General features: G+C 72.3%; 23 protein-coding genes. 8 read left to right on the top strand and 15 right to left on the bottom strand.

The annotated features are described in order from the left end of the window. Positions 1-157: 157 nt before the first annotated feature. Positions 158-2353, top strand: a complete 2196-nt coding sequence (locus ACTZWW_RS18150; RefSeq protein WP_444782381.1) for a RelA/SpoT family protein — start codon at positions 158-160, stop codon at positions 2351-2353. Positions 2354-2403: 50 nt separating this feature from the next. Here ACTZWW_RS18150 and ACTZWW_RS18145 read toward each other — a convergent pair whose 3' ends face one another. Then, complete coding sequence (locus ACTZWW_RS18145; RefSeq protein WP_444782380.1) at positions 2404-3039, bottom strand: DUF1236 domain-containing protein; 636 nt, start codon at positions 3037-3039, stop codon at positions 2404-2406. Positions 3040-3245: 206 nt separating this feature from the next. Here ACTZWW_RS18145 and ACTZWW_RS18140 point away from each other — a divergent pair, with 206 nt between their 5' ends. After that, positions 3246-4553 (top strand): NAD(P)H-dependent oxidoreductase, encoded by a 1308-nt coding sequence (locus ACTZWW_RS18140; RefSeq protein ID WP_444782379.1) that lies wholly within the window; start codon positions 3246-3248, stop codon positions 4551-4553. A 4-nt stretch (positions 4554-4557) separates the two neighbouring features. Here ACTZWW_RS18140 and lptB read toward each other — a convergent pair whose 3' ends face one another. From lptB to phaR, 6 genes are all read right to left on the bottom strand, one after another. Beyond that, on the bottom strand, positions 4558-5352 hold the full coding sequence (gene lptB / locus ACTZWW_RS18135; protein ID WP_444782388.1) for an LPS export ABC transporter ATP-binding protein: 795 nt from the start codon (positions 5350-5352) through the stop codon (positions 4558-4560). 423 nt (positions 5353-5775) lie between these two features. Beyond that, on the bottom strand, positions 5776-6381 hold the full coding sequence (locus ACTZWW_RS18130; protein ID WP_444782378.1) for an LptA/OstA family protein: 606 nt from the start codon (positions 6379-6381) through the stop codon (positions 5776-5778). Between the two features lie 44 nt (positions 6382-6425). Further along, the gene (locus tag ACTZWW_RS18125; RefSeq protein ID WP_444782377.1) at positions 6426-7193 is read right to left on the bottom strand and encodes a hypothetical protein; all 768 of its coding nucleotides are present in this window, start codon (positions 7191-7193) and stop codon (positions 6426-6428) included. Positions 7194-7352: 159 nt separating this feature from the next. Further along, entirely contained in the window at positions 7353-7967 is a 615-nt protein-coding gene (locus ACTZWW_RS18120; RefSeq protein ID WP_444782376.1) for a ribonuclease D, read from the bottom strand. A 102-nt stretch (positions 7968-8069) separates the two neighbouring features. Further along, positions 8070-8459: a hypothetical protein gene (locus tag ACTZWW_RS18115; RefSeq protein ID WP_444782375.1), complete on the bottom strand. Its 390-nt coding sequence runs from the start codon at positions 8457-8459 to the stop codon at positions 8070-8072. An 18-nt stretch (positions 8460-8477) separates the two neighbouring features. After that, a complete protein-coding gene (gene phaR / locus ACTZWW_RS18110; RefSeq protein ID WP_444782374.1) occupies positions 8478-9101 on the bottom strand; it encodes a polyhydroxyalkanoate synthesis repressor PhaR in 624 nt (207 codons plus the stop codon). A gap of 303 nt (positions 9102-9404) precedes the next feature. On the opposite strand from phaR, the gene ACTZWW_RS18105 reads away from it, so the two are divergent. The 6 genes from ACTZWW_RS18105 (at position 9405) to ACTZWW_RS18080 (ending at position 16894) form a co-directional block, all read left to right on the top strand. Further along, on the top strand, positions 9405-10583 hold the full coding sequence (locus tag ACTZWW_RS18105) for an acetyl-CoA C-acetyltransferase (protein ID WP_444782373.1): 1179 nt from the start codon (positions 9405-9407) through the stop codon (positions 10581-10583). Positions 10584-10668: 85 nt separating this feature from the next. Continuing rightward, on the top strand, positions 10669-11394 hold the full coding sequence (gene phbB, locus ACTZWW_RS18100) for an acetoacetyl-CoA reductase (RefSeq protein ID WP_444782372.1): 726 nt from the start codon (positions 10669-10671) through the stop codon (positions 11392-11394). A 105-nt stretch (positions 11395-11499) separates the two neighbouring features. Next, positions 11500-13113 carry a gamma-glutamyltransferase family protein gene (locus ACTZWW_RS18095; protein WP_444782371.1) on the top strand — a complete coding sequence of 538 codons (1614 nt, stop codon included), beginning with the start codon at positions 11500-11502 and terminating at the stop codon, positions 13111-13113. Then, positions 13110-13829, top strand: a complete 720-nt coding sequence (locus ACTZWW_RS18090) for a DUF1045 domain-containing protein (RefSeq protein ID WP_444782370.1) — start codon at positions 13110-13112, stop codon at positions 13827-13829. Before ACTZWW_RS18095 ends, ACTZWW_RS18090 begins: the two co-directional genes overlap by 4 nt. Positions 13830-13868: 39 nt before the next feature. Further along, positions 13869-15002: an anhydro-N-acetylmuramic acid kinase gene (locus ACTZWW_RS18085; RefSeq protein WP_444782369.1), complete on the top strand. Its 1134-nt coding sequence runs from the start codon at positions 13869-13871 to the stop codon at positions 15000-15002. 71 nt (positions 15003-15073) lie between these two features. After that, positions 15074-16894 (top strand): putative bifunctional diguanylate cyclase/phosphodiesterase, encoded by a 1821-nt coding sequence (locus ACTZWW_RS18080; protein ID WP_444782368.1) that lies wholly within the window; start codon positions 15074-15076, stop codon positions 16892-16894. Between the two features lie 57 nt (positions 16895-16951). Here ACTZWW_RS18080 and fliQ read toward each other — a convergent pair whose 3' ends face one another. The 8 genes from fliQ to ACTZWW_RS18040 form a co-directional block, all read right to left on the bottom strand. Further along, on the bottom strand, positions 16952-17218 hold the full coding sequence (fliQ, locus tag ACTZWW_RS18075) for a flagellar biosynthesis protein FliQ (RefSeq protein ID WP_444782367.1): 267 nt from the start codon (positions 17216-17218) through the stop codon (positions 16952-16954). Then, positions 17218-17631, bottom strand: coding sequence for a flagellar hook assembly protein FlgD (gene flgD, locus ACTZWW_RS18070; RefSeq protein ID WP_444782366.1), 414 nt, complete (start codon positions 17629-17631; stop codon positions 17218-17220). The genes fliQ and flgD overlap by 1 nt, the downstream gene beginning before the upstream one ends. 26 nt (positions 17632-17657) lie before the next feature. Then, positions 17658-18074, bottom strand: a complete 417-nt coding sequence (gene flbT, locus ACTZWW_RS18065; RefSeq protein WP_444782365.1) for a flagellar biosynthesis repressor FlbT — start codon at positions 18072-18074, stop codon at positions 17658-17660. Continuing rightward, positions 18071-18418 (bottom strand): flagellar biosynthesis regulator FlaF, encoded by a 348-nt coding sequence (gene flaF / locus ACTZWW_RS18060; RefSeq protein ID WP_444782364.1) that lies wholly within the window; start codon positions 18416-18418, stop codon positions 18071-18073. The genes flbT and flaF overlap by 4 nt, the downstream gene beginning before the upstream one ends. A gap of 22 nt (positions 18419-18440) precedes the next feature. After that, positions 18441-19490 (bottom strand): flagellar hook-associated family protein, encoded by a 1050-nt coding sequence (locus tag ACTZWW_RS18055; protein ID WP_444782363.1) that lies wholly within the window; start codon positions 19488-19490, stop codon positions 18441-18443. A gap of 6 nt (positions 19491-19496) precedes the next feature. Continuing rightward, positions 19497-20969 carry a flagellar hook-associated protein FlgK gene (gene flgK / locus ACTZWW_RS18050; RefSeq protein WP_444782362.1) on the bottom strand — a complete coding sequence of 491 codons (1473 nt, stop codon included), beginning with the start codon at positions 20967-20969 and terminating at the stop codon, positions 19497-19499. A 52-nt stretch (positions 20970-21021) separates the two neighbouring features. Next, entirely contained in the window at positions 21022-22278 is a 1257-nt protein-coding gene (locus tag ACTZWW_RS18045; RefSeq protein ID WP_444782361.1) for a flagellar hook protein FlgE, read from the bottom strand. Positions 22279-22379: 101 nt separating this feature from the next. Next, positions 22380-23996, bottom strand: coding sequence for an AMP-binding protein (locus ACTZWW_RS18040; protein ID WP_444782360.1), 1617 nt, complete (start codon positions 23994-23996; stop codon positions 22380-22382). Positions 23997-24231 lie beyond the last annotated feature (235 nt).

The raw sequence follows: 24231 nt of genomic DNA, 5'->3' as shown, positions 1-24231 counted from the left end.
CCCATGACCCGCCCTCTCCCATGACCCGCCCTCTCCCATTCCCCGCCCGCATCCCGTCAATTCGCCACACGGCCCTGTTCAGCGCCCGCGAAAACCCTCATCTTAGGTGCAAAGCACGCACGCGCGGCCGGCGCGTGCCCGGAGGTCCCCCACGCGCATGATGCGTCAGTACGAGCTGCTCGAGCGGGTCAAGCGCTACAACCCCGCCGCCGACGAGGCCCTGCTCAACCGGGCCTACATCTACGCCATGCGGGCGCACGGTACGCAGACACGGGCGTCGGGCGACCCGTTCTTCGCGCATCCGCTGGAGGTGGCGGCGATCCTCACCGACATGCGGCTCGACGACGCCACCATCGTCGCCGCGGTGCTGCACGACACGGTGGAGGACACCGAGGCGACGCTCGAGGAGATCCGCGGCACGTTCGGGCCGGAGATCGGCGCGCTCGTCGACGGGCTGACCAAGCTCAAGCGTCTCGACCTCGTCTCGAAGCGCGCGGCGCAGGGGGAGAACTTCCGCAAGCTCCTGCTCGCCATCGCCCAGGACATCCGCGTGCTGCTCGTCAAGCTCGCGGACCGCCTGCACAACATGCGCACGCTCCATTTCATGCCGCCCGAGAAGCGCGCGCGCATCGCCGAGGAGACGCTCGACATCTACGCCCCGCTCGCCGGGCGCATGGGCATGCAGGAGATGCGCGAGGAGCTCGAGGACCTCGCCTTCCGCCACCTGCGGCCGGAGGCCTACGAGACCATCACCAAGCGGCTGGAGACGCTCACCGCCAAGAACGAGCGGCTCGTCGAGGAGATCGAGCGCGATCTCGCCGAGCGCCTCGCCACGAAGGGGCTCGGCGCCGTGGTGAAGGGGCGGCGCAAGCGCGCGTACTCGATCTGGAAGAAGATGGAGCGCAAGTCGGTCGCCTTCGAGCAGCTCTCCGACATCTTCGGCTTCCGCATCCTCGTGGACAGCATCGACGCCTGCTACGGCGCGCTCGGCCTCGTGCACTCCACCTGGCCGATGGTGCCCGGCCGCTTCAAGGACTACATCTCGACGCCCAAGCAGAACGACTACCGCTCGATCCACACCACCGTGGTGGGCCCCGGCCACCAACGCGTGGAGCTGCAGATCCGCACCCGCGCCATGGACGAGGTGGCGGAGTACGGCATCGCCGCGCACGCGCTGTACAAGGACCCCGCCGAGGCGACGAAGCCGATCAGCGAAAGCCGTGCATACCAATGGCTGCGCCGCACGATCGACCTGCTGGCCGAAGGCGACAACCCGGAGGACTTCCTCGAGCACACCAAGCTCGAGCTGTTCCACGACCAGGTGTTCTGCTTCACGCCCAAGGGCCGGCTGATCGCGCTGCCGCGCGGCGCGACGCCGATCGACTTCGCCTACGCGGTGCACACCGACGTGGGAAACACGGCGGTCGGCGCCAAGATCAACGGACGCATGGCGCCGCTCCTCACCGAGCTCGCCAACGGCGACGAGGTCGAGATCGTGCGCGCCGGCGGCAGCCAGGTGCCGCCCGCGGCCTGGGAGAGCCTCGTCGTCACCGGCAAGGCCCGCGCCGCGATCCGCCGCGCGACGCGCACCGCCGTGCGCAAGCAGTACGCCGGGCTGGGCCTCCAGATCCTGGAGCGCGCCTTCGAGCGCGCCGGCAAGGCCTTCTCCGAGGAGAAGCTCAAGGCCGCGCTGCCGCGCCTCGCGCGCACCTCGGTCGACGACGTGCTGGCGGCCGTGGGGCGCGGGGAGATGTTCTCGGGAGACGTGGTGCGCGCGGTCTACGCGGACTTCAAGGACGTCGGCCGGCTGGTCTCTGGGGCGGCGACGCAGGGAGCGGGCTGGGTCGCGCTCGGCGCCGACGCGCTCAAGATGAAGCTGCCCGACGCCGCCGACGACCCGCGCGCGATCCCGATCCGCGGGCTCGACGCCGACCTGCCGGTGCGTTTCGCGCCGGAATCAGGGGCGGTGCCGGGGGACCGGATCGTGGGGATCATCACCCCGGGCGAGGGCGTGACGATCTACCCGATCCAGTCCCAGGCGCTCGCCGCCTTCGAGAACGTACCGGAGGCCTGGGTCGACGTGCGCTGGGACGTCGAGTCGATCACGCACAAGCGCTTTCCCGCGCGCATCAAGCTCGAGACCATCAACGAGCCGGGCTCGCTCGCCCAGATCGCGCAGGTCGTCGCCGACCACGACGGCAACATCGACAACATCTCCATGCAGCGCCGCACGCCGGATTTCACCGATGTCGTCATCGACGTGTCGGTGTGGGACATCAAGCACCTGAACGGCATCATCGCCGAATTGCGGGCCAAGCGCGTGATCTCGAAGGTCGAGCGGCTGATGGGCTGAGCCCCGACCCGCGGGGTGAGGCGGGCCGGGGGGAACCCTCGCCGCGCGCCTCAGCGCACGACGTAGACGATGCGCCGCGTCGCCGGGTCGACGAGGACCGGCTGGCCGTTCACATAGGCGTACTCGTACTCGTAGTCCGGGATCGGCCGCAGGCCCACCGCCGGCGGCAGGCCGGCGCCGGCGACGACCTCGCCCTCGAGATAGACCGGCTCCACGCGGTTCTCGACGACGTAGGTGCGCACCGGCGATGGCGGGGCGGTGAAGCCGTCGATGGCGCCGCCGACTGCGCCGGTCACCGCGCCGACGGTCCCGCCGATGATCGAGCCGACGATCTCGCCGGCGACGGCGCCCGTGGCGGTCACCGGATCCCACTGCGCCTCGGGGACGATCTCGCGGCGCTGCGTCACCACGACGGGCGCGCTCTCCACCTCGGCCGTGAGGTAGTCGCCGTAGGCCCAGGCCTCGGTGCCCTGGTGCTGAACGCGGCACCAGGCCGAGGACGGCAGGCAGCCGAGCACGGTGACGGAGGCGTCGCCGTCGATCACGTCGACGACCTCGTAGTTCGGGCCGGGGCCGGCGCGCATGTTGAGATCGGTGGTGGCGGTGGCTGCCACCTGCGCGGACGCAGGCGCGGCGAGGCCGAGGGCGGCGGCGCTCGCCGCGGCGAGGAAGAAGGTGCGGGTCATGAGAGTCTCCTTCGTTCGTCGGGAGGACGGGCGAGCGAACGATGGAGGGGGCGCGGTGTTCCGGGGCTGTTCGGCTTATTGCGCCGCGCCTCGGCGTGGCTGTTCCCGCGAGCGCGCGTCGTCTATCCTCTCTCGTCCCCTCCCCGAAACCCCTTGGGAGCTTCCCAAGAGCCCCCCAAGAGCCCCATCAGGAGCCCCCCACCCCCATGAACCTCCACGCCCTCGCCGCCGCCCGCGCGGCGCAGTCCCGCCCCGTCCGCGTCGCGCTGATCGGCGCAGGCAAGTTCGGGGCGATGTTCCTCGCGCAGGTGCCGACCATTTCCGGGCTCGAGGTGTCGGCGATCGCCGATCTCGATCCGGATCGGGCGCGGGCGACCTGCCGGGCGGTGGGGTGGGACGAGGGGCGCATCGCGGCCACGCGCTTCCACGAGGACGGCCGCGCGGCGATCGCCGAGGACGCCGAGGTCGTGATCGAGGCGACGGGCGCGCCGGAGGCGGGGGTGATCCACGCGCTCGCGGCGATCGAGGCGCGTCGGCACGTCGTCATGGTCAACGTCGAGGCCGACGTGCTCGTCGGCGCCGCGCTCGCCGAGCGGGCGCGGGCGGCCGGCGTCGTCTATTCCATGGCCTACGGCGACCAGCCGGCGCTGGTGTGCGAGATGGTCGACTGGGCGCGCGCCGCCGGCTTCCATGTGGCGGCCGCCGGCAAGGGCACGAAGTACCTGCCGGCCTACCACGGAGTCACGCCCGACGACGTCTGGACGCATTACGGCCTGACGCCCGAGGCGGCGGCCGGCGCGGGCATGAACCCGAAGATGTTCAACTCCTTCCTCGACGGCACGAAGTCCGCCATCGAGGCGGCGGCGATCGCGAACGCCACCGGCCTCGCCGTGCCCGAGGAGGGCCTCGCCTTCCCGCCCTGCGGCGTCGACGACCTCGCCCGGGTGCTGCGCCCGCGCGGGATCGGCGGGGCGCTCGCCCGCGACGGCATGGTCGAGGTCGTCTCCTCGCTGGAGCGCGACGGGCGGCCCGTGTTCCGCGACCTGCGCTGGGGCGTCTACGTGGTGCTGAAGGCGCCGAACCCGTACGCCGCCGCCTGCTTCCGGCAATACGGCCTGCCGACGGACGACAGCGGCTCCTATGCGGCGATGTACAAGCCCTTCCACCTGATCGGGCTCGAGCTCTCGATCTCCGTCCTCTCGGCGGCGCTGCGCGGCGAGCCGACGGGTACGACGCGGGCCTTCGCGGCCGACGTCGTCGCGGTCGCCAAGCGCGACCTGCGCGAAGGCGAGACGCTCGACGGCGAGGGCGGCTGGACCGTCTGGGGGCGCGTGACCACGGCCGCGGCGAGCCGGGCCGCCCGGGCGCTGCCGATCGGCCTCGCCCACGGCGTCACGCTGGTGCGCCCCGTGAAGGCGGGGACGGTGGTGACCGAGGCGGACGTCGCGCCGCGTGCGGTGCGCAGCGAGGCCGAGCGGCTGCGGGAGACGCTGATGCCCGCGCCGGCCGCTTGAGACGTCAGAGCCGGAAATCCTCGCCGAGGTAGAGCTTGCGCACCTCGCTGTTGGCGACGATCTCGTCGGGACGGCCCTCGGTCAGCACCCGGCCGGAGTGGATGATGTAGGCGCGGTCGATCAGCCCCAGCGTCTCGCGTACGTTGTGATCCGTGATCAGCACGCCGATGCCGCGCTTCGTGAGGTGGCGCACCAGGTTCTGGATGTCGCCCACCGCGATCGGGTCGATGCCGGCGAAGGGCTCGTCGAGCAGCATGAAGGACGGGTCGGAGGCCAGCGCGCGCGCGATCTCGCAGCGCCGCCGCTCGCCGCCCGACAGCGCGATCGAGGGCGACTTGCGCAGGCGCGCGATGTTGAATTCCTCGAGCAGCTCGTCGAGCTTCGCCTCCCGGCGGTCGCGGTCGGGCTCGACCACCTCGAGCACGGCGCGGATGTTGTCCTCGACGTTGAGGCCGCGGAAGATCGAGGCCTCCTGCGGCAGGTAGCCGATGCCGAGGCGGGCACGGCGATACATCGGCATGCGCGTGACATCGTTGCCGTCGAGGCTGATCATGCCCCGGTCGGCGGCGACGAGGCCGGTGATCATGTAGAAGATCGTGGTCTTGCCCGCGCCGTTGGGCCCGAGCAGCCCCACGGCCTCGCCGTTGCGCACGGCCAGCCCCGCGTCGTTGACGACCATGCGGCCGCGATAGGACTTCTGGAGCCCCTTGACCGCGAGGATGCCCGGCCCGCCGAGAATGGCGCCGGAAGCGTCGGCGATCGGAAGAGAAGCGGGTGCGGGCGCGAGCTCATGGGCCAGCGCCTCCTCCACCTCGCGGTCGGGCTCGCGCTGCGGCGCGCGGGCGAAGAGGCCCTTCAGGCGCGCGACGAGGCTCGGGCGCGCAGGAGGCGAAGCGTGAGGCTCCTCGAGCGCGCTCCAGTCCGGCTCGGGCCGGCTCCAGTCGTCGACGGGGTCGTACGGGTCATCCGGCACGCCGTCGACCGCGCCCGCTTGCCCGCGCCAGTCGTCCTGCGGGGGCCAATCCTCCTGCGGCCACCCGTCCTGATCCCAGGCTTCCTGCGCCGGCCCGGCGCGGCCGGGATCGGGCACGTCGTGCGGGCGCGCCGGCCCTGCGCCGTCGCCGTGCGTCCCCGTCGTCTGCGGCCGCCTCTGATCCACGCGCGAACCCTTCCCCTGCCCCGAACCCCGGGCGCTCTCGGACCTGCTCGGGCCCGCCCGGTTCTACTGCCCGCCGCCGGGCACGAAAAGCCCGCGCACGCGCTGCGCGGCGCCGGCCTCGATGTTGGCCACCCCCGCGTCCACGTCGTAGACGAGCCGCTCGCCCCGCGTCACGTTCTGCCCCTGGCTGAGCGCCACGTCGCCGGTCAGCACGACCTCACCCGCCGTCCGGTCGTAGACCGCCCGCGCCCCGGTCGCCACCTGGTCCTGCGAGAGGATCGTGACGGGCCCCTCGCACTCGATCCGGTCGATCGATTCGGTCCCCTCCCCCGGCGCCTGGCCGGCCGCAGCACCGCCCGCCGCGGGCGCGCCCTCCTCCGCCCGGTGGAAGAAGATCGTCAGCTCCGAGCAGCGCATCGTGGTGTCGCCCTGCACGGCGACGACGTTGCCCTGGTAGACCGCGCGGCTCTCGCGCTCGAACACGTCGAGGCGGTCGGCGTCGATGCGGATCGGCTCCTGGGAGCCCGAGCCGAGCCCGGCGAAGGCGCCGGTGCGGGGCTCCGGCTCCTGCTGCGCCAGCGCGGGCGGCGGCGAGACAGCGACGAGCACGACGAGCGCGAGACCGGCCCCGGCGAGGAGCGACGCGGCGAGAGGGGACGAACGACGCACGGAGGCGGCTCCCTGTGGCTGGGTGCTGGACAGGATCGTGTCGGTCACGGGCTCACCCTGCGCACCTCGGCGGGGAGCGGCTCTGCGGGCATCGGCTCGGCGGGCATCGGCTCGGCAAGGGCCGCGGCCGCGGCGCGCTCCGCCTCGGGATCGCCCTCGGCGCCCAGGAGGAAGGTCGAGGTGACACCGCCGACGAACGTGATGACGTCGCCGCCGCCGCTCAGCGACAGCGTCTGCGCCTCGATCACGCCCGAGCCGACGCCGACTCGCACCGGCTCCTCGGAGACGACGGTGCCGGCGGCGAAGTCCACCGTCGCGGAGCGCAGGTCGGCGGTGTAGCCGAGCGTCGAGGTGACGCGCACGTCCTCATGGAGCGTGAGGAGCTCGACCTGCGTGTCGAAGCGCCCAGTCGCCGCCTCGACGCGAACGACGTTGCCCGTGTCGTCGACGGAGACCCGGGCGCGCAGGTCGACGAGATCGACGAGATGGGGCGTGCGCACGTCCTGGGAGGCCTCGGTCGCGGTGACCTCGTAGGGCCGGGTATCGTCCTGGAAGCCGGAGAGGCGGGGGCTGTCCATGACGATCCGCGTGCCCGAGACGTTCACGGGGCCGATCGACAGCCCGCCGCGGGAGGCGAAGGGGTTGAACAGCGTGATGGTCATGACGAGGACCACCGCCGCCGCGGCGCCGACGGGGATCGCGCGCTTGAGGAAGCGCACACGCCGCGAATGCGTCAGCGCGCGCGCGTAGCTGCGGCGCCCGCGGGCGGGCGCCGATGCGGTCTGCAGGTCGGTGGGTGCTCTCGCGTGCACGCGCGGTCCCCAGGATGTCCCTCGAGAACCCCTCGAGGCGGTACGGAGGCCGCCTCATCCCCCGCGCAGGTGGCGAAGATGAGGCTGGCCGCGCGTCGTCTTATGCCTTCCCCCGCGAGAGCGCGCAAACGGCACGTGTGCGAGGCCGGGACGGGGTCGTCAGGAATGGGCGAAGACATCCGTCTCCGGCCAGCCGAGGAGATCGAGCCGCGCGCGCGTCGGCAGGAAGTCGAAGCAGGCCTGCGCCAGCGCGGTGCGGCCCTCGCGGTCGAGCCTGAGGTCGAGCTGGCCCTTGAGCGCGTGCAGGTGCAGAACGTCGGAGGCGGCATACTCGATCTGGGCCTGGGTGAGCGTCTCGGCGCCCCAGTCCGAGCTCTGCTGCTGCTTGGAGATCTCCTGGCCGAGGAGCTCGCGCACGAGGTCCTTGAGCCCGTGGCGGTCGGTATAGGTGCGCACCAGCTTGGACGCGATCTTGGTGCAGTAGACCGGGCCCGGCATCGTGCCGAGCGCGTGCTCGAGCACGGCGAGGTCGAAGCGGGCGAAATGGAAGACCTTGAGCACGCTCGCGTCCGCCATCACGGCCGCGAGCCGCTCCGGGCGCGGGCCGTCTCGCAGGATCTGCACGACGTCGGCGTCGCCGTCCCCCCGCGAGACCTGCACGACGCACAAGCGGTCGCGCAGCGGATTGAGCCCGAGCGTCTCGGTGTCGACCGCGATGGCGGTCCCGGGTTCCCAGGAGGCGGGCAGGTCCCCGCGGTGCAGCCTGACGGTCATGCGTGTGGCGCTCGTCTCGCGTGTTCGACTGGTCGCGAGACGTGTTCCACGGCGGCGGCGGCGCTGTCAAATGCGCAGCAGGGCGCGCGGCCACCGTAACCGTCACGACGAAACCGACACCGCGCGGAACGCGCCGGTCGCCGCGTCCAGATGCGTGAGCTCCATCACCAACTTGGACGCGAAGCACTCCTGGATCGAGCGCGGCTCGGCCTTGCAGTCCTTCGCGATGGCGACGACGACGTGAAAACGCCCGTCGCAATGATCGCGTGCCCAGGCGAGGTTGTCCATCAACTCGCGGAAGCCCAGGCGCGCATCGACGTATTTCGGGTCGAAGCCGGGTCGCTCGTAGACCCGCCGTCCGGCTTCGGAGGTGAAGTAGTCCTGCCACAGCACGACGACGACCGTGCGACCGTCGTCGCTGCGAGCCGACCAGCTCCAGCGGTCGTTCCTCGCTCTGGTGCCGAATGCGGCGAACGCGTTCCTGCGAGACACGCTTCCGCTCCCCGCTTCTCACCCCTTGTCGGTGATCTCCCGCAGCTTCGCCTGCATCTCGGCCATCTGGGCCTTGAGGTCGTCGAGCTCGCGGGCGGATCCCTCGGCGGGCTTGCCCACGCCGGTCGTGGCGCCGCCCTCCCCCGCCGCGTCGACGTGGCGCTTCATCGCCTCGGCGCGCACGCCGGGGAATGGGGAGAACATCCGCATCGCGTCGGAGAACAGGCTCATGTTGGCGCGCACCTGCTCCTCGAGCGAGCCGAAGGCCTTGCCGCCGAAGGCGGTGGTCACCTGCTCGCGCAGCTTCGCCTGCTCGCGCAGGAAGCTCTCCATCGAGAACTCGAGATAGGCCGGCACGACGGCCTGCATCGAATCGCCGTAGAGCCGGATCAGCTGGCGCAGGAAGGCGATCGGCAGCATGGTCTGCGCGCCCTCCTTGTTCTCCTGCTCGAAGATGATCTGGGTGAGCACCGAGCGGGTGATGTCCTCGCCGGTCTTCGCGTCGGTGACCGCGAAGTCCTCCCCCTCGCGCACCATCCGGCCGAGATCCTCGAGGGTCACGTAGGTCGAGGTCCCCGTGTGATAGAGCCTGCGGTTGGCGTATTTCTTGATGACGGTCGGCTGCTTCTCGTCGCTGGCCATGGCGCCCTCGTCACTCGACACCCCGGGTCGTTCGCCGGGTCGTTCGCGCTGCACGTTCGCCTCGGGCCCGCCTCGTCAATTCGTCTGACCGGCCCGCCGGGCGTTTCCCCACGACGAAACCTTAGAAGCTTCGCGCCGCCTCCGAAACAGCTATTTCGCACCGCACCCCGGCGCGCACCGCCGAGGCTCGCGCCACGGGACGTGCGTGCTTGCACGGCCTTGACTGGAGCGCGTCCTCCGTTTCGATAGCCCGGAAGACCGGCGCGTCCCCGGCGCCGCCAGAGAACACGAGGAAGGATCGCCATGGCCGCTCAGGACATCGTCATCGTCTCCGCCGCGCGCACGCCGGTCGGAGCCTTCAACGGCGCCTTCGCGGCCGTGCCCGCCCACGAGCTCGGCGCCGCCGCCGTCAAGGGCGCACTGGAGCGGGCGGGCGTCGACGGCGCGGAGGTCGACGAGATCATCCTCGGCCAGATCCTCGCCGGCGGGGAGGGCCAGAACCCCGCCCGCCAGGCCGCGATGAAGGCCGGCATCCCGCAAGAGGCGACCGCCTTCGGAATCAACCAGCTCTGCGGCTCGGGCCTGCGCGCGGTGGCGCTCGGCATGCAGCAGATCGCCACCGGCGACGCGAAGATCGTGGTGGCCGGCGGCCAGGAGAGCATGTCGATGGCGCCCCACGCCGCGCACATGCGCGCGGGCACCAAGATGGGTGAGCTCAAGCTCGTCGACACGATGCTCAAGGACGGCCTGATGGACGCCTTCCACGGCTACCACATGGGCAACACCGCCGAGAACGTCGCCACCCGCTGGCAGCTCACCCGCGAGGAGCAGGACGCCTTCGCGGTGGCCTCGCAGAACAAGGCCGAGGCCGCGCAGAAGGCCGGGCGCTTCGACGACGAGATCGTCGCCTTCACGGTGAAGACCCGCAAGGGCGAGACCGTGATCGCCGCCGACGAATACCCGCGTCACGGCACGACGATGGAGGCGGTCGCCAAGCTCAAGCCCGCCTTCTCGAAGGACGGCACCGTCACCGCAGGCAACGCGTCCGGCATCAACGACGGCGCGGCCGCCCTCGTGATCATGACGGCGGCGGAGGCCGAGCGCCGCGGGCTCACCCCGCTCGCGCGCATCGCCTCCTGGGCGACGGCGGGCGTCGACCCGGCGGTGATGGGCACGGGGCCGATCCCCTCCTCGCGCAAGGCGCTGGAGAAGGCGGGCTGGAAGGTGCAGGACCTCGACCTCGTCGAGGCCAACGAGGCCTTCGCCGCCCAGGCGCTCGCGGTCAACAAGGACATGGGCTGGGACCCGCAGATCGTGAACGTCAACGGCGGCGCCATCGCCATCGGCCACCCGATCGGCGCGTCCGGCGCGCGCGTGCTGACCACGCTCCTGTTCGAGATGAGCAAGCGCGACGCCAGGAAGGGCCTCGCCACGCTCTGCATCGGCGGCGGCATGGGCGTCGCCATGTGCCTCGAGCGCTGAGGACGGCGCGCGACATCCCGGCCGGGAGGCGGCACGCCGGCCGCACCCGGCCGTTCGAGACGAGATCATCTGGGAGGAAGAGCCAATGTCACGCGTCGCAGTCGTCACCGGGGGCACCCGCGGCATCGGGGCCGCGATCTCCAAGGGGCTGAAGGAAGCCGGCTACTCGGTCGCCGCGACCTATGCCGGCAACGACGAGAAGGCGAACGCCTTCAAGGAGGAGACGGGCATTCCCGTCTACAAGTTCGACGTCGCCGACGCCGCCGCCTGCGAGGCCGGGCTGAAGGCGATCGAGGGCGATCTCGGCCCCGTCGACGTGCTCGTCAACAACGCGGGCATCACCCGCGACCGCATGTTCCACAAGATGACCTTCGAGCAATGGTCGGAGGTCATGCGCACCAACCTCGATTCGATGTTCACGATGACGCGGCCGCTGATCGAGGGCATGCAGGCGCGCAAGTTCGGGCGCATCATCATCATCTCCTCCATCAACGGCCAGAAGGGCCAGATGGGCCAGGCGAACTACTCCGCCGCCAAGGCCGGCGTGATCGGCTTCGCCAAGGCGCTGGCGCAGGAGAACGCCGCGAAGGGAATCACGGTCAACGTCATCGCGCCGGGCTACATCGGCACGGAGATGGTGATGGCGGTGCCCAAGGAGGTGCTCGACACCAAGATCATCCCGCAGATCCCCGTCGGCCGCCTCGGCGAGGCCGAGGAGATCGCCCGCTGCGTGACCTTCCTCGCCTCCGACCAGGCGGGCTTCATCACCGGCTCGACGCTGTCGGTGAACGGCGGGCAGTACATGGCGTGAGGTGGATGGGGCCGGCGAGGGTGCGCTCCCCCCTCGCCACGCGCCGCGGCGCGCGCTAGACATCGGCGCACGCGCCGCACGTCTCGGCGCGCGCCCGGAGTCCCCATGCCGCGCCTCGACACGCCGACCTTCCCCACCGCCGCCGTCGCCGCGCCGCACGCGGCCGCGGCAGAGGCCGGCCGCGCGATCCTGATCGAGGGCGGCAACGCGCTCGAGGCGATGATCGCCATGGCGGCGACGATCGCGGTCGTCTACCCGCACATGAACGGCATCGGCGGCGACGCCTTCTGGTGCGTGGCCGAGCCGAACGGACGGGTCCACGCCATCGACGCCGCCGGCTTCGCGGGCGCGCACGCGACGCCCGCGCTCTACCATGATCGGGGTCTCGACGCCGTCCCCGCCCGCGGGCCGCTCGCGGCGCTCACCGTGCCCGGCGCGGTCGACGGCTGGCGGCTCGCCGGCGAGCTCGCCCGCGCCCGCGGAGGCCGGCTGCCGCTCGCGACGCTCCTCTCCGACGCCATCCGCCGCGCCCGCGAGGGGGTGCCCGTCTCCGGCAGCGAGGCGCGGCTCTGGGCCTGCGGGAAAGGCCCCAACGAGCGCGCCGCGCTCGAGGATGCGCCGGGATTCCGCGAGACGTACTTCGTCGACGGCGCCCCGCCCGAGGCCGGCGCGGTGCGCCGCTACCCCGTTCTCGCCGACACGCTCGCCTACCTCGCGGAAGCGGGCCCGCGCGACTTCTACGCGGGCGACGTCGCCCGCGAGATCGCGTCGGGCCTCGAGCGCATCGGCGCGCCGGTGACCCGCGCGGACCTGCGCCGCTACGAGGCGCGCGTCGTGCGCCCGCTGGCGCTGAAGCTCCCCGGCGTCGAGATCTTCAACCTGCCGCCGCCGAGCCAGGGCCTCGCCTCGCTGGCCATCCTCGGCATCGCCGAGCGGCTGGCGCTCGGGCGGCCGGACACGGTCTCGTGGCACCACGGCCTCGTCGAATCGGTCAAGCGCGCCTTCGCGATCCGCGACCGCGTCGTCCTCGACCCCGCGCTCCTCGACGGCGACCCGCAGGACCTCCTCGCCGACGCGATCCTGGCTCGCGAGGCGGCCGCGATCTCCACGCGCCGCGCAGCCCCGTGGCCGCGGGCCGGGGGTGAGGCGGACACGATCTGGATGGGCGCGATCGACAAGGACGGGCTCGCCGTCTCCTTCATCCAGTCGCTCTACTGGGAGTACGGGTCCGGGTGCGTGCTGCCGGGGACGGGCATCACGCTGCAGAACCGCGGCGCGGCCTTCTCGCTCGCGCACGATGCCTCGAACCCCCTCGCGCCGGGCCGCAAGCCCTTCCACACCTTGAACCCGCCGATCGCCCGCTTCGCCGACGGGCGCGTCGTGGCCTACGGCTGCATGGGCGGCGACGGGCAGCCGCAGACGCAAGCGCAGGTCCTCTCCCGCTACCGCGCCGGCGCCTCTCCCGCCGAGGCGGTCGACGCGCCCCGCTGGCTGCTCGGCCGTACCTGGGGCGAGACCTCGACGTCGCTGAAGCTGGAGAGCCGCTTCGACGAGAGCCTGATCGCGGGCCTCGACCGCCTCGGCCACCGCGTCGAGGTGCTCGACGCGCCCTATTCGGACACGCTCGGCCACGCGGGGCTTCTCGCGAAGCATCCCCGCGATGGGCGAGTCGAGGCGACGCACGACCCCCGCTCGGACGGAGCCGCGCTCGGATCATGACCACCCGCTACGGCCTCTACATCGCCCCGCCCGCACATTCCGAGCTCTGGCGCTTCGGCTCGGCCGTGCTCGGCTGGGACGCAGAGACCGGGGCGGACGTGCCCCAGCTCGTGCCGCCCTCGGCGGACGCGCGCGCCTTCCGCGCGCTCACCGAGGACCCGCGCCGCTACGGCTTCCACGCCACGATGAAGCCGCCCTTCCGCCTGGCGGAGGACCGCGACGTGGACGCGCTCGTCGGCGCGCTGCGGGACTTCTGCGGCGGGCGCCCGGCCTTCCGGCTGCCGCGGCTCGAGGTCCGAGCGGTGGGCGCCGACGCCGACGGCAACGCCTTCCTCGCCCTCGTCGAGCCGCAGCCGACGCCCGAGCTCCTCGCGCTCGAGCGCGCCCTCGTCACGGGCTTCGACGCCTTCCGCGCGCCGCTGACGGAGGCGGAGATCGCCCGGCGCCGGCCGGAGCGGCTGTCGGAGGTGGAGCGCGAGAACCTGATGCGCTGGGGCTATCCCGGCGTGCTCTCGCGCTTCCGCTTCCACCTGACTCTCACCGGCCGCGCCCCCGCCGCCGAGGTGCCGACGCTCGTGGCCGAGCTCTCGGCGCTCCATGCCGAGCGGGTCTCCGAGCCGGGGCTCCTCGTCGACCAGATCGCGCTGTTCGTGCAGGATCGTGCGGAGGACCCCGCCTCGCGATTCGTGGTGCGCGAGCGCGTTCTCCTCGTCTGACGACCACCGCCACCGCCAATCTATCTGGAGCCACCCGCGATGCCCTGGACGCTCGGCCTGATGACCGGTACCGTGCTCGACGGCAACGTCGACATCGCCGCGCTCGACACCGACGGCGTGCGCATCGCGGCCTTCGGCGCCTGGACGCTCGCGCCCTACGGCGGCGACCTGCGCGGCCTCCTCCAGGAGACGCTGGCCGCCGCGCGCGCCTGGGACTTCGAAGGCCCGCAGCCCGCGATCTTCACCGAGGCCGAGGCCGCGCTCACCCGCGCGCAGGCGCTGGCGGTGAACGCCTTCCTGGCGGGCAATCGCATCGCGGCGTCGGACGTGGCGGCGATCGGCTTCCACGGCCAGACCGTGCTCCACCGCGGCCCCGCGGGGGGGAAACCCGGCGCGACGCGCCAGCTCGGGGACGGGGCGCTGATGGCGGCGATCACCGGCATCGACACGGTCTTCGACTTCCGCTCGGCGGACGTCGCCGCCGGCGGCCAGGGCGCACCGCTGGCGCCGGCCTATCACGCGGCGCTCCTCGATACGATCGCCGCCGGGCCGGAGACCGCCGTGCTCAACCTGGGCGGCGTCGCGAACCTCACCTGGCGCGACGCCGACGGGGGGCTCCACGCCTTCGACACCGGGCCCGCCAACGCGCCGCTGAACGACTGGGTCGCCCGCCACACCGGCGCGGCGATGGACGTCGACGGCGCGCTCGGGGCGCAGGGGACCGTCGACGAGGCCCGGCTCGCGCGCCTTCTGGAGCACCCGTATCTCGCCGCGCCCTACCCCAAGAGCCTCGACCGCTTCGGCTTCGAGGCGGCGATGGCGGACGGCCTCTCGCTCGCGGACGGCGCGGCGACGCTCACCGCCTTCACCGCGGGCGCCGTCGGCCGCGCGCTCGACCGCCTTCCCGCCCGCCCGCGCCGCCTCGTCGTGTCCGGCGGTGGCCGGCGCAACCCGAGCCTCATGCGCATGATCGCGGAGCGCGCCCGCGTCGATGCGCTCCCCGCAGAGGCCGTGGGCTGGCGCGGAGACGCGGTCGAGGCGGAGTGCTTCGCCTTCCTCGCCGCCCGCGTGCTGCGGGGCATGCCCTACTCCTACCCGACCACCACTGGCGTGCCCGCGCCCAGCGGCGGAGGCCGCGTCGCTCGGGCGCCATCCTCGCAACCGAGTACATAGAAGTCGCGCAGTCCTTTCTTCACTCTTCCAGGTCATGATGTCGCCGCACGAGAGAAAGTTGCGGGACCGGCATGCAGGCGTTGCAGGCGATACAGAACGAGATCCTCGAGCTCGTCGCACGCGGCGTGCCCCTGAGGGAGCTCGCGGAGCGGCTCTGCCGGCTGGTGGAGGGTCACGACTCGTCGGTCGCCTGCTCCGTCCTGGCGGTGGACGACGAGCGGCGGCTTCGGCCGATCGCGGCGCCGAGCCTGCCCGCGCTGTACTCCGCGTCGATCGACGGCGTGCCGATCGGCCCGAGGGCCGGCTCGTGCGGGACGGCCGCCTTCCTGGGCCGCGAGGTGCTCGTGGAGGACATCGCGACCGATCCGCTCTGGGAGGGCTTCGCGCATCTCGCGCTCGACGCCGGCGTCGCCGCCTGCTGGTCGCGGCCCGTGCGCGGGGCGGACGGGCGGGTGCTCGGCACCTTCGCGCTCTACTATCGCGAATGCCGCGGTCCCGCACCGGCACATCGCGCCATCATCGAGCGCTGCACGCACCTGTGCTCCATCGCGATGGAGCACGACCTCCTCATCGCCCGCAATCGCCGCATCGCCTTGGCCGACCAGCTCACGGGCCTGCCCAACCGGACCGCCTTCGAGGAGGATCTCGGGGCGCTCGCCGGGCGCGGGCCGTGCGCGACCGGGCTGCTCCTCGTGGACGTCGACGGGCTCAAGATCGTCAACGACACGCTCGGCCACGCGGCCGGGGATGCGCTCGTCGCCTCGGTCGCCTCGGTGCTCGCGGGGCTCGACGGCGGCATCCGCGCCTACCGGATCGGCGGCGACGAGTTCGCGCTCCTGCGCCCCGATGCCGCCACGCCGCAGGCGCTGCGCGCGCTCGCCTCGTCGATCTTCCGGCGCCTGCGCGCGCTTCCGCAGGACGCCACCGCCCTCGGGGCGCCGAGCGTGACGATCGGCGCGGCCATCGACAAGGAGTCCTGCGAGCTGCGGCGCAAGGCCGATCTCGCGCTCTATCACGCCAAGGCCGAGCGGCGCGGCAGCTACCTCATGTACAAGGAGGGCATGCGCACCGCCATCGGCTCGCGCCTCGAGGCCATCCGCGAGGTGGGCGCGGCGCTGGCGGACGAGCGGATGACGACCTGGCTGCAGCCGATCGTCGACCTCTCCGACGGGCGCATCGTCGCCATGGAGGCGCTCGCGCGCATGCGCCGCGACGACGGGGTCGTCGTCAGCGCCGGTGCCTTCCAGGCGGCCCTCGACGACGCGGGCATCGCCTGCGCCATCACCGACGCGACGCTCGCGCGGGTGGCGGCGACGATCCGCGCCTGGGACGACGCCGGCGTCGGCGCGCCGACGATCGGCATCAACGTCACCGCCTTCGACCTCGCCCGCGGCGGCCTCGACCGGCGCCTCGCCCGCGCGTGCGAGCGCGCCGGGATCGCCCCCTCGCGCCTCGCCGTCGAGATCACCGAGAACGCGGTGATGCGTGCCGGCGACCGGGCGGTGACGACGACGCTCGCCGCCCTCAAGCGCCGGGGCGTGCGCCTCGCCCTCGACGATTTCGGCACCGGCTTCGCCTCGCTGACGCACCTGCTGGAGCTGCCGGTCGACGTCATCAAGATCGACCGCGCCTTCGTCTCGCGCATGGGCACGGACCCGCGGGCGCGCACCATCGTCGACGCGCTGCTCGCCATCTCCCGCGGCCTCTCGCTCAACCTCATCGCCGAGGGCATCGAGACGATGCGCCAGGCGGAGGACCTGCGCGACATGGGCTGCACGCTCGGCCAGGGCTTCCTGTTCGGCCGCGCCGAGGCCCCCGCGATCGCGCTGGAGCTCTACCGCAGGCTCGGCCGCTGCAACGCGGCACCCGCGCGGACCGTGTCCGCGGCCTGACGGCGGCCCTCGCGAGATCCCCTCTCCCATCCGGGAGAGGGAAGAGCGCACACCGCATCAGAACCCCGTCTCGATGCGCCCGTAGACGCTCTCCGTGAAGGTGAAGAGCTGCGCGCCCATGAAGGGGGCGGTGAGGAGGATCATCAGGAGGATGGCGACGATCTTCGGGATGAAGGTGAGCGTCATCTCCTGGATCTGGGTCAGCGCCTGGCCGAGCGCGATGACGATGCCGACCCCCATCGCCACGGCCACCGCCGGGCCGGAGGCGACGATGACGGTCCAGATCGCGGCCTGGACGAGGTCGAGCGCGTCCACCGCGTTCATCAGCCGAGCCTCACGCCGGGGCCGACGAGCAGCGTCTCGCCCCCCGAGAGCGTGGCGAGCGGGCCCTGGTCGGTCAGGCGCACGCCGGTGATCTCGCCCGAGATCGCGCCGTCCGCGGAGGTCGCCGTGCGGCCGATCAGGTCGCTCGCCTGGGCGAGGGAGGTGGCGGAGAGCAGGCCGTCGAGCTTCTTGTTGGTCATGATCGCCTGCTCGACCATGGAGAAGGTGGCGAGCTGTGCGACCTGCTCCGACGGGTCCATGGGGTTCAGGGGGTCCTGGTTCTTCATCTGCGCGATGAGCAGGCGCAGGAAGCTGTCGTAGTCCATGCTGCCCGCGCCGCCGGCGCCCGCGGCGCGGCCGGGGCTGTCGGGGGGGGCGCCGGGCTGCGCGGCGGTGGCGGAGGCGACGTCCATCTCTCTGGCTCCGATCGGGTGGGAGGTCAGGCGGCGCTGCGGCGCGCCGCAGGCAGGGCGAGGATCGCGTCCTCGGCGGGGAAGAGCGCGCGCAGGGTCTTCATGGCGTCGAGCCGGCGGCCCGCCGCCATCTGGTCGCGGACGGTGACGAGGCCCTGGAGGATCTCGGGGCTCGCGAAGGTGCGCAGCGCGGCGGCGAGCCAGCGCTCGAACAGCGCCTGCGCCTCGCCGGCGGCCTTGGGGTCGATGAAGGTCGTCTGCACCGCGAAGTAGAGCTGGCGCAGCGGCGTCGTGGTCTCGTCGGGCTGGAGCACGTGGCTCTCGAGCAGGAAGGTGGCGTCGTTGAGGATCTCGAGCGTGGTCTTGCGCTCGGCGCGCACGACGGCCCCGTTGATCCACACGCGCTCGCCGGCACGCAGGGACAGGCGCATGGTGCGGCTCATCGCAGGCCCTCCGCGATCGTCTGGTTGACCTCGATGATGGCGGAGAAGTCCTCCGTCTGGCCCATGCGGATCGCCTCCGCCTCGCGCATGACCCACAGGCCGATGGAGATCAGGTCGGCGCGCAGCTTCTGCGGCAGGTCGTTCTCGGCGCTGGCGAGGTCCTCGATCAGGATCGCCCAGAGCTGGCGCGTGAAGTGCAGCGCCTCGACGGTCTCGCGCGAGGCGGCGCCCGCCGCCTGCGCCCGGCGCAGCAGGCCGATCGCCTGCTCCACCGCCTCGCGCTCGCGGGCGCGCGTATCCGAGAACGTGTCCTCGACGATCTCTGCGTAGGAGAACTGGTACATCGTCGCCTCTTTCGGTTGGGCGTCAGAGGTAGTTGAGCAGGCTCATCTCGCGGATGCGCGCGGTGAGCGCGTAGGAGACCTCGACCTGGGACATCAGCGCGTTGACGCGGGTGGCGGCCTCGTAGGGGTCGACGTTCTCGAGGCCGGTGACCTGCCTCGTGAGGATGTCGCGCTGGATGCCCATGCGCTCGGTGGCGTCCGCGACGCGGTTCTGGGCGACGCCCAGGCGCGCCTGCACGGTGGTGACGTCCTGCATCGCCCCGCCGACTAGGCCGATGGAGCGCTCGACCAGCTCGCGGTAGGCGGGCTGGGCGAGCCCGTCGCCGCCGAGACCGACGAGCATCGTGTAGGCCATGGCGAGATCGCGGAAGGGCTGCTCGTTGGCGTTGGCCGAGGTGGCGATCACCTCGTTGCCGGAGATGCGGCTCGACAGGTTCTCGTCGGACGCGCTCGACCAGATCGTGCCCCATTGCGGGTCGGCGAAGAGCGGGGCGAGCTGCGTGTCGACGAAGGTCGCCATCTGCGCCTGCGTGATTCCGGCCACGCCCGGGTCGTCCTGGTCGAAGCCGAAGAAGCCGAGGAAGGCGGCATCCACCGCGACCTTCGCGGGGGAGGCCGGCGGGCCGGCGTAGTCCACGAGCGGCGGCGTGTCGGTGTCGATGCCGGCGAAGAGGTACTGCCCGTTGAGGTTCGCGTTGAGCGTACCCACGAGGCCCTTGAGGTTCAGCTCCGCCTGCGGCGCCACCACCTCGGCGGCCTGGGCGTTCTCGCGCACCGCGATCAGCACGCCGAGGAAGTCCTCCGCCGTGCCCTGCACGTTGGAGAGCGCCGCCTGCATCGTGTCGAGCCGCGCCGAGACGAGACCGTTCGTGTCGAGGATGGTCTCGATGCGGGCGAGCTCCTGGCGCAGCTCGACCGATTGCCCGGTGCGCGCGCCGAGCGTCAGCCCGACGTCGGCGTGGCGGCCCGACGAGAGCTCGTGCGAGGCGCGGGCGAGCTCGGACTGGCTCTTGACCAGCGAGAGCCGGGTGGCGTTGGAGACGCCGAGCGTGGAGACGAAGGAGGTCTTCATCGGATCTTACCTCACGGCTTGCAGGAGCGAGGCGAGCATGGCGTCGACGGCGGAGATGATCCGGGCCGATGCGCCGTAGCTGCGCTCGAGCTCGAGCATCAGGGCGAGCTCTTCGTCGAGGTTGACGCCGGTCTCGTTGGAGAGGCTCTCCTGGGTGCGCTCCAGGAAGGTGGTCTGGTAGGTCGCCTCGGCGTCGGCCTGCTTGCGCGCGGCCTCGAGCCAGCCGACCGAGCCCGCCGCGAATCGCGCGAGCGTGGTGTCCGGGTTGACGCCCGCCGTCGCGTCGAAGGGCTGCTGCGCGTCGAGCGCGCCGAGCAAGCCTTGGAGCCGGCCGGAGTACGACGCGGCGTCGGCGGGGTTGTAGTCGTAGGCCGCGCCGTTGATGCCGCCGTCGCGGATCGCGGTCAGGTCGCCGCCCTGCGCCGGGTCGACGCCGGGGTTGACGCGGATGCGCGCGGAGAGGTTGTCCATCGCCGTCGTGCCCGGTGGCAGCGCGGGGCCGCCGTCCCAGGTGAACAGGCCCGCGAGGGGCGCGAGCACCGCCGGCGTGTTGAGCTGGTCGGTCTCGGCGGTGGCGAGAATGAGGCCGCGGGCGATCTCGTCGAGCTGCTTCTGGTAGACGCCGCTCGTCTCGTCGCGCAGGGTCGCGTGGCCGAAGAGCGCGCCGGACTTGATCGCCATCGTGGCGTTCGGCCCGGTGATCGGCACGCCGTCGGCGAAGACCGCCTGCCCGTCGATCCCGGCATCGTAGGCGAACGTGCGCGCGAAGGTGACGGGCCGCGCCGTCTTCTCGAACAGGGTGACGCCGGAGTCGGTGTAGATCACCATGTCGTTGTCGCCGCGCGTGATCGTGGTCACGCCGATCTCCTGCGACAGCTCGGTGAGGATCTTCGCGCGCGTGTCGAGGTGATCGGTGACGTCGGTGCCCGCCGCGGTGCCGGCGACGACGGCGCGGTTGACGGTCTCGAAGCGCGCGAGCAGGTCGTTGATCGTCGCGACCGACGTCGCCATCTCGCCGTCGGCCGTGGCACGGGCCGCCTGGACGGTCTGCGTCGCCTGGTTGAGCCGCTCGGCGAGGTCCTGCGCGCGACCGAGCACGGCGCCGGCGAGGATCGGATCGCTCGGCCCGTCGGCGTGCATCTGCAGCGCGTTCTGGAAGGCGCCGAGCGCGCCGGCGACCGAGTAGTCGTCCTGCGGATCGCCGATCGTCTGCGCGAGGCGCTCGAGCCCGTCGAGATGGGCCGTGCGCGCCGCCGCGTCCGAGCGGGCCTCGAGCATGCGGGCGTAGAGCGCCTGGTCCTGCGCGCGGCCGATCGAGGCGACATACGTCGAGCCGAGGCCGGTCGTCGCGACGTTGGCGGTCTTGCGCGAATAGAACGGATCGTTCGCCCCGGTGATGTTGCGCGCGGTGATCGCCGTCTGCTGCGAGGTGACGGAGAGCGCGGTCTGGGCGGAGTTGAGCGCGAGCGAGAGGGACATCGGGGGGCCTCGGTGCGAGAGGACGCCGTGGGCGACGACGGCGCCGGCGCGGTCAGCGCTTCAGGTTGACGAGCACGTCGAGCAGCTCGGAGCCGGTCTGGAAGACCTTGGAGTTGGCGGTGTAGCTGCGCTGGCTCTCGATCATCGAGGTCAGCTCCGCGGCGAGGTCGACGTTGGACTGCTCGAGCGCGCCCGAGACGATGCCGCCGAGCCCGCCCTGCCCCGCCGCGCCGAGCTTCACATCGCCCGACTCGAGGCCGAGGGAGTAGACGTTGCCGGCCTGCGGGATCAGGTTGTCCGGGCTCGTCACGTCCGCGAGCGGCAATTGCCAGGTGGCCCGACGCTCGCCGTTCTCGAAGACGGCGTAGACGATGCCGTCGTCGGAGATCTCGACGTCGCGGATGGCCGAGGGCGCGTTGCCGTTCACCGAGGCCCGCATCACCGTGTAGTCGGCGCCGACCTGCGTCATCTGCGACAGGTCGAGCGCCAGCGGCTGGCCGCCGGGGATCGCGATGTTCAGCGCCGGCGCGCCGGTCACCCGGCCGTCGGCGGGGTCGAAGGTCAGCGCGACCGTGTCGAGCGGGCCGGCGCCGTAGGGGAAGCCCCCGCCGGCGGGCGCGTCGGCGCGGTTGAACACCGTGGCTTCCCACGTGTTCGGGCCGGTCTTGGCGAAGTAGACGTCGAGCACCACCGCGTTCCCGAGGTTGTCGTAGGCGACGAGCGAGGAGGTCGACTCGTAGGCGGCGGTCGCGGCGTTGCCCGAGGGCAGTGTCGCCGGGGCGGCGATGGCGTCGGCGTTGGAATCGAGGTTCGCCGCGAAGGTGCCCGCCGTGGAGGCGGTCGCCTCGAGCGCCGTCTGGCCGATGTTCACAGCCTGGAGCCCCTGGAGGTCGTTGACCACGATCGCTGGCGTCGCGCCGTCGATGCGCTGGCCCATCAGCTTGAACCCCGCCGCATTGACGAGCTCGCCCTCGCCGTTGGGCACGAAGGAGCCGGCGCGGGTCAGGTAGGGCGTGCCGTTGCCGTCGGAGACGACGAAGAAGCCGCGGCCGTTGATCGCGAGGTCGGTGGAGGAGGTCGTGAAGACCTGCGCCCCCTGCTGGCTGATCGCGTAGCGCACGGTGGGCGTGACGCCGCCGGACGTGTACTGGCCCGACGAGTTGCCGAGGATCAGCGAGGAGAACTCGGTCTGCGCCCGCTTGTAGCCGTTGGTGTTCGCGTTGGCGATGTTGTCGGCGACGGTCGCGAGCTTCGACGACTGCGCCGCCATGCCCGACACGCCCGTGCGCATCACTCCGTAGAGGCTCATGTCCGCGTCTCCGTGAGGCAAGATGAGGATCCTTGCCCAGGATGAGACGCTTTCGAGCTTGCGCGTGGCTGGCGGTGGAGGCGGACGGGCCGCGGCGGCCGTCAGGCCTCGTCGCGCAGGAGCCGGCGGATCACCTTGCCGGTCGTGGTGAGCGGGAGGCTGTCGCGGAAGACGATCTCGCGCGGGTACTCGTGTGCCGACAGCCGGGTGCGCACGAAGGCGCGGATGTCCTCGACGAGCGCGTCCGACGGCGCAACGCCCTCGCGCGGCACGACGAAGGCCTTGACGATCTGCGTGCGCACCGGGTCCGGCTTGCCGACGACCGCGGCGAGGGAGACCGCGGGGTGGCGCAGCAGGCAATCCTCGATCTCGGCGGGACCGATGCGGTAGCCCGCCGAGGTGATGAGATCGTCGTCGCGCCCGACGAAGCGCACGTAGCCGTCCGCGTCGGCGACACCCTGGTCGCCGGTCGTCATCCAGTCCCCGACGAACTTCGCGCGGGTCGCCTCCTCGCGCTTCCAGTAGCCGAGGAACATCACCGGGTCGGGGCGGCGGACCGCGATCTGCCCGGGCTCCTCCGGGTCGCAGACCGTGCCGTCCTCGCGGATGACGGCGACGACGTGCCCGGGCACCGCCTTGCCGATGGCGCCGGCGCGGGCGACCCCGATGGCGGCGCAGGACGAGAGCACGAGGTTGCACTCGGTCTGGCCGAAGAACTCGTTGATCGTCAGCCCCAGCGCCTCGCGGCCCCAGGCGAAGGTCTCGGCGCCCAGCGCCTCGCCGCCCGAGCCGACGGTGCGCAGCGCGAGGCCCGCGGGAGGCTTTCCGGCGGCGCGCAGCATGCGCAGAGCGGTCGGCGGAATGAAGGCGTTGGCGACCTCCTGCTCGACCAGGAGCCGCCATGCCGCGTCGGGCTCGAACTTCTCGAACTTGCGCGCGACGACCGGCACGCCGAAGTGCAGGCCCGGCAGCAGCACGTTGAGGAGACCGCCCGCCCAGGCCCAGTCCGCCGGGGTCCAAAGGCGATCCCGCTTCCGCGGCAGGAATTCGTGGTGCATCTGCACGCCCGGCAGATGGCCGAGCAGCACCCGGTGCGCATGCAGCGCGCCCTTGGGCTGGCCCGTCGTGCCGGACGTGTAGATCATCATCGCCGGATCGTCGGCGGCGGTGTCGCGCGCCGCGAAGTCCGGGCTCGCGGCCTCGAGCGCGGCGTGGAAGGAGGCCGCCTCCCGGCCCGGGCCGGAGACGGAGCCATCGACGCACAGCACGCAGGCGAGGTCCGGCAGGTCGAGCCCCGCGATCTTGTCGATCCCGGCGCCCGTCGCGATCAGGCCCTTGGCACCGGCATCCGCCAGGCGGTAGCCGAGCGCGTCGACGCCGAACAGGAGCGCGAGCGGCAGCGCGACCGCGCCGATCTTGTAGAGCGCGATGTGGGCGACGGCGACGGCAGCGGATTGCGGCAGCAGGATCGCGACGCGGTCGCCGGGCCCGATGCCGCGGGCGACGAGCGCATTGGCGAGGCGGTTCGAGGCCTCACGCAGGCGCCCGTAGGTCCACGGCGCGACGCCGCCCGCGCCGTCCACCTCGATGATCGCGACGCGCTCCGGCGCGACGGCGGCCCAGCGGTCGCACACGTCGATGCCGATGTTGTAGCGCTGCGGCACGTCCCAGCGGAACGCACGCATCAGGCTGTCGTAGTCGCGGGCCTCGTCGAGCATCGGCCTCGGGTCTCCTCGTGGGGAGGCGAGGTTTAGCGCGTCGCGCGCACGCGGCAAAGCCTCCCCTCGCCGACGACGCGCGATCGGGAGTTCCCCTCTTCCTCGTGGAGAAGGACGAGGCGCGGCGTCGATGCCGGCGGGCATCGCCGGAGCCCGGCGTCCGCGTCGGTCGCAGTTCTGCACGCCCCACACCCCCGGCCCCTCTCCACGAGGGAGAGGGGAGACCCGCGGCGGC

The organism is Salinarimonas sp. NSM (assembly GCF_052380005.1).
Taxonomy (GTDB): Bacteria; Pseudomonadota; Alphaproteobacteria; order Rhizobiales; family Beijerinckiaceae; genus Salinarimonas.
This window is presented reverse-complemented; position numbering and strand designations above follow the sequence as displayed.

What these genes read in the sequence shown, in the direction of transcription:
- ACTZWW_RS18150 (WP_444782381.1), top strand. Translation starts at nt 158, where the DNA reads ATGATGCGTCAGTACGAGCTGCTCGAGCGGGTCAAGCGCTACAACCCC.
- ACTZWW_RS18145 (WP_444782380.1), bottom strand. Translation starts at nt 3,039, where the DNA reads ATGACCCGCACCTTCTTCCTCGCCGCGGCGAGCGCCGCCGCCCTCGGC.
- ACTZWW_RS18140 (WP_444782379.1), top strand. Translation starts at nt 3,246, where the DNA reads ATGAACCTCCACGCCCTCGCCGCCGCCCGCGCGGCGCAGTCCCGCCCC.
- ACTZWW_RS18120 (WP_444782376.1), bottom strand. Translation starts at nt 7,967, where the DNA reads ATGACCGTCAGGCTGCACCGCGGGGACCTGCCCGCCTCCTGGGAACCC.
- phaR (WP_444782374.1), bottom strand. Translation starts at nt 9,101, where the DNA reads ATGGCCAGCGACGAGAAGCAGCCGACCGTCATCAAGAAATACGCCAAC.
- ACTZWW_RS18105 (WP_444782373.1), top strand. Translation starts at nt 9,405, where the DNA reads ATGGCCGCTCAGGACATCGTCATCGTCTCCGCCGCGCGCACGCCGGTC.
- phbB (WP_444782372.1), top strand. Translation starts at nt 10,669, where the DNA reads ATGTCACGCGTCGCAGTCGTCACCGGGGGCACCCGCGGCATCGGGGCC.
- ACTZWW_RS18095 (WP_444782371.1), top strand. Translation starts at nt 11,500, where the DNA reads ATGCCGCGCCTCGACACGCCGACCTTCCCCACCGCCGCCGTCGCCGCG.
- ACTZWW_RS18090 (WP_444782370.1), top strand. Translation starts at nt 13,110, where the DNA reads ATGACCACCCGCTACGGCCTCTACATCGCCCCGCCCGCACATTCCGAG.
- ACTZWW_RS18085 (WP_444782369.1), top strand. Translation starts at nt 13,869, where the DNA reads ATGCCCTGGACGCTCGGCCTGATGACCGGTACCGTGCTCGACGGCAAC.
- ACTZWW_RS18080 (WP_444782368.1), top strand. Translation starts at nt 15,074, where the DNA reads ATGCAGGCGTTGCAGGCGATACAGAACGAGATCCTCGAGCTCGTCGCA.
- fliQ (WP_444782367.1), bottom strand. Translation starts at nt 17,218, where the DNA reads ATGAACGCGGTGGACGCGCTCGACCTCGTCCAGGCCGCGATCTGGACC.
- flgD (WP_444782366.1), bottom strand. Translation starts at nt 17,631, where the DNA reads ATGGACGTCGCCTCCGCCACCGCCGCGCAGCCCGGCGCCCCCCCCGAC.
- flbT (WP_444782365.1), bottom strand. Translation starts at nt 18,074, where the DNA reads ATGAGCCGCACCATGCGCCTGTCCCTGCGTGCCGGCGAGCGCGTGTGG.
- flaF (WP_444782364.1), bottom strand. Translation starts at nt 18,418, where the DNA reads ATGTACCAGTTCTCCTACGCAGAGATCGTCGAGGACACGTTCTCGGAT.
- ACTZWW_RS18055 (WP_444782363.1), bottom strand. Translation starts at nt 19,490, where the DNA reads ATGAAGACCTCCTTCGTCTCCACGCTCGGCGTCTCCAACGCCACCCGG.
- flgK (WP_444782362.1), bottom strand. Translation starts at nt 20,969, where the DNA reads ATGTCCCTCTCGCTCGCGCTCAACTCCGCCCAGACCGCGCTCTCCGTC.
- ACTZWW_RS18045 (WP_444782361.1), bottom strand. Translation starts at nt 22,278, where the DNA reads ATGAGCCTCTACGGAGTGATGCGCACGGGCGTGTCGGGCATGGCGGCG.
- ACTZWW_RS18040 (WP_444782360.1), bottom strand. Translation starts at nt 23,996, where the DNA reads ATGCTCGACGAGGCCCGCGACTACGACAGCCTGATGCGTGCGTTCCGC.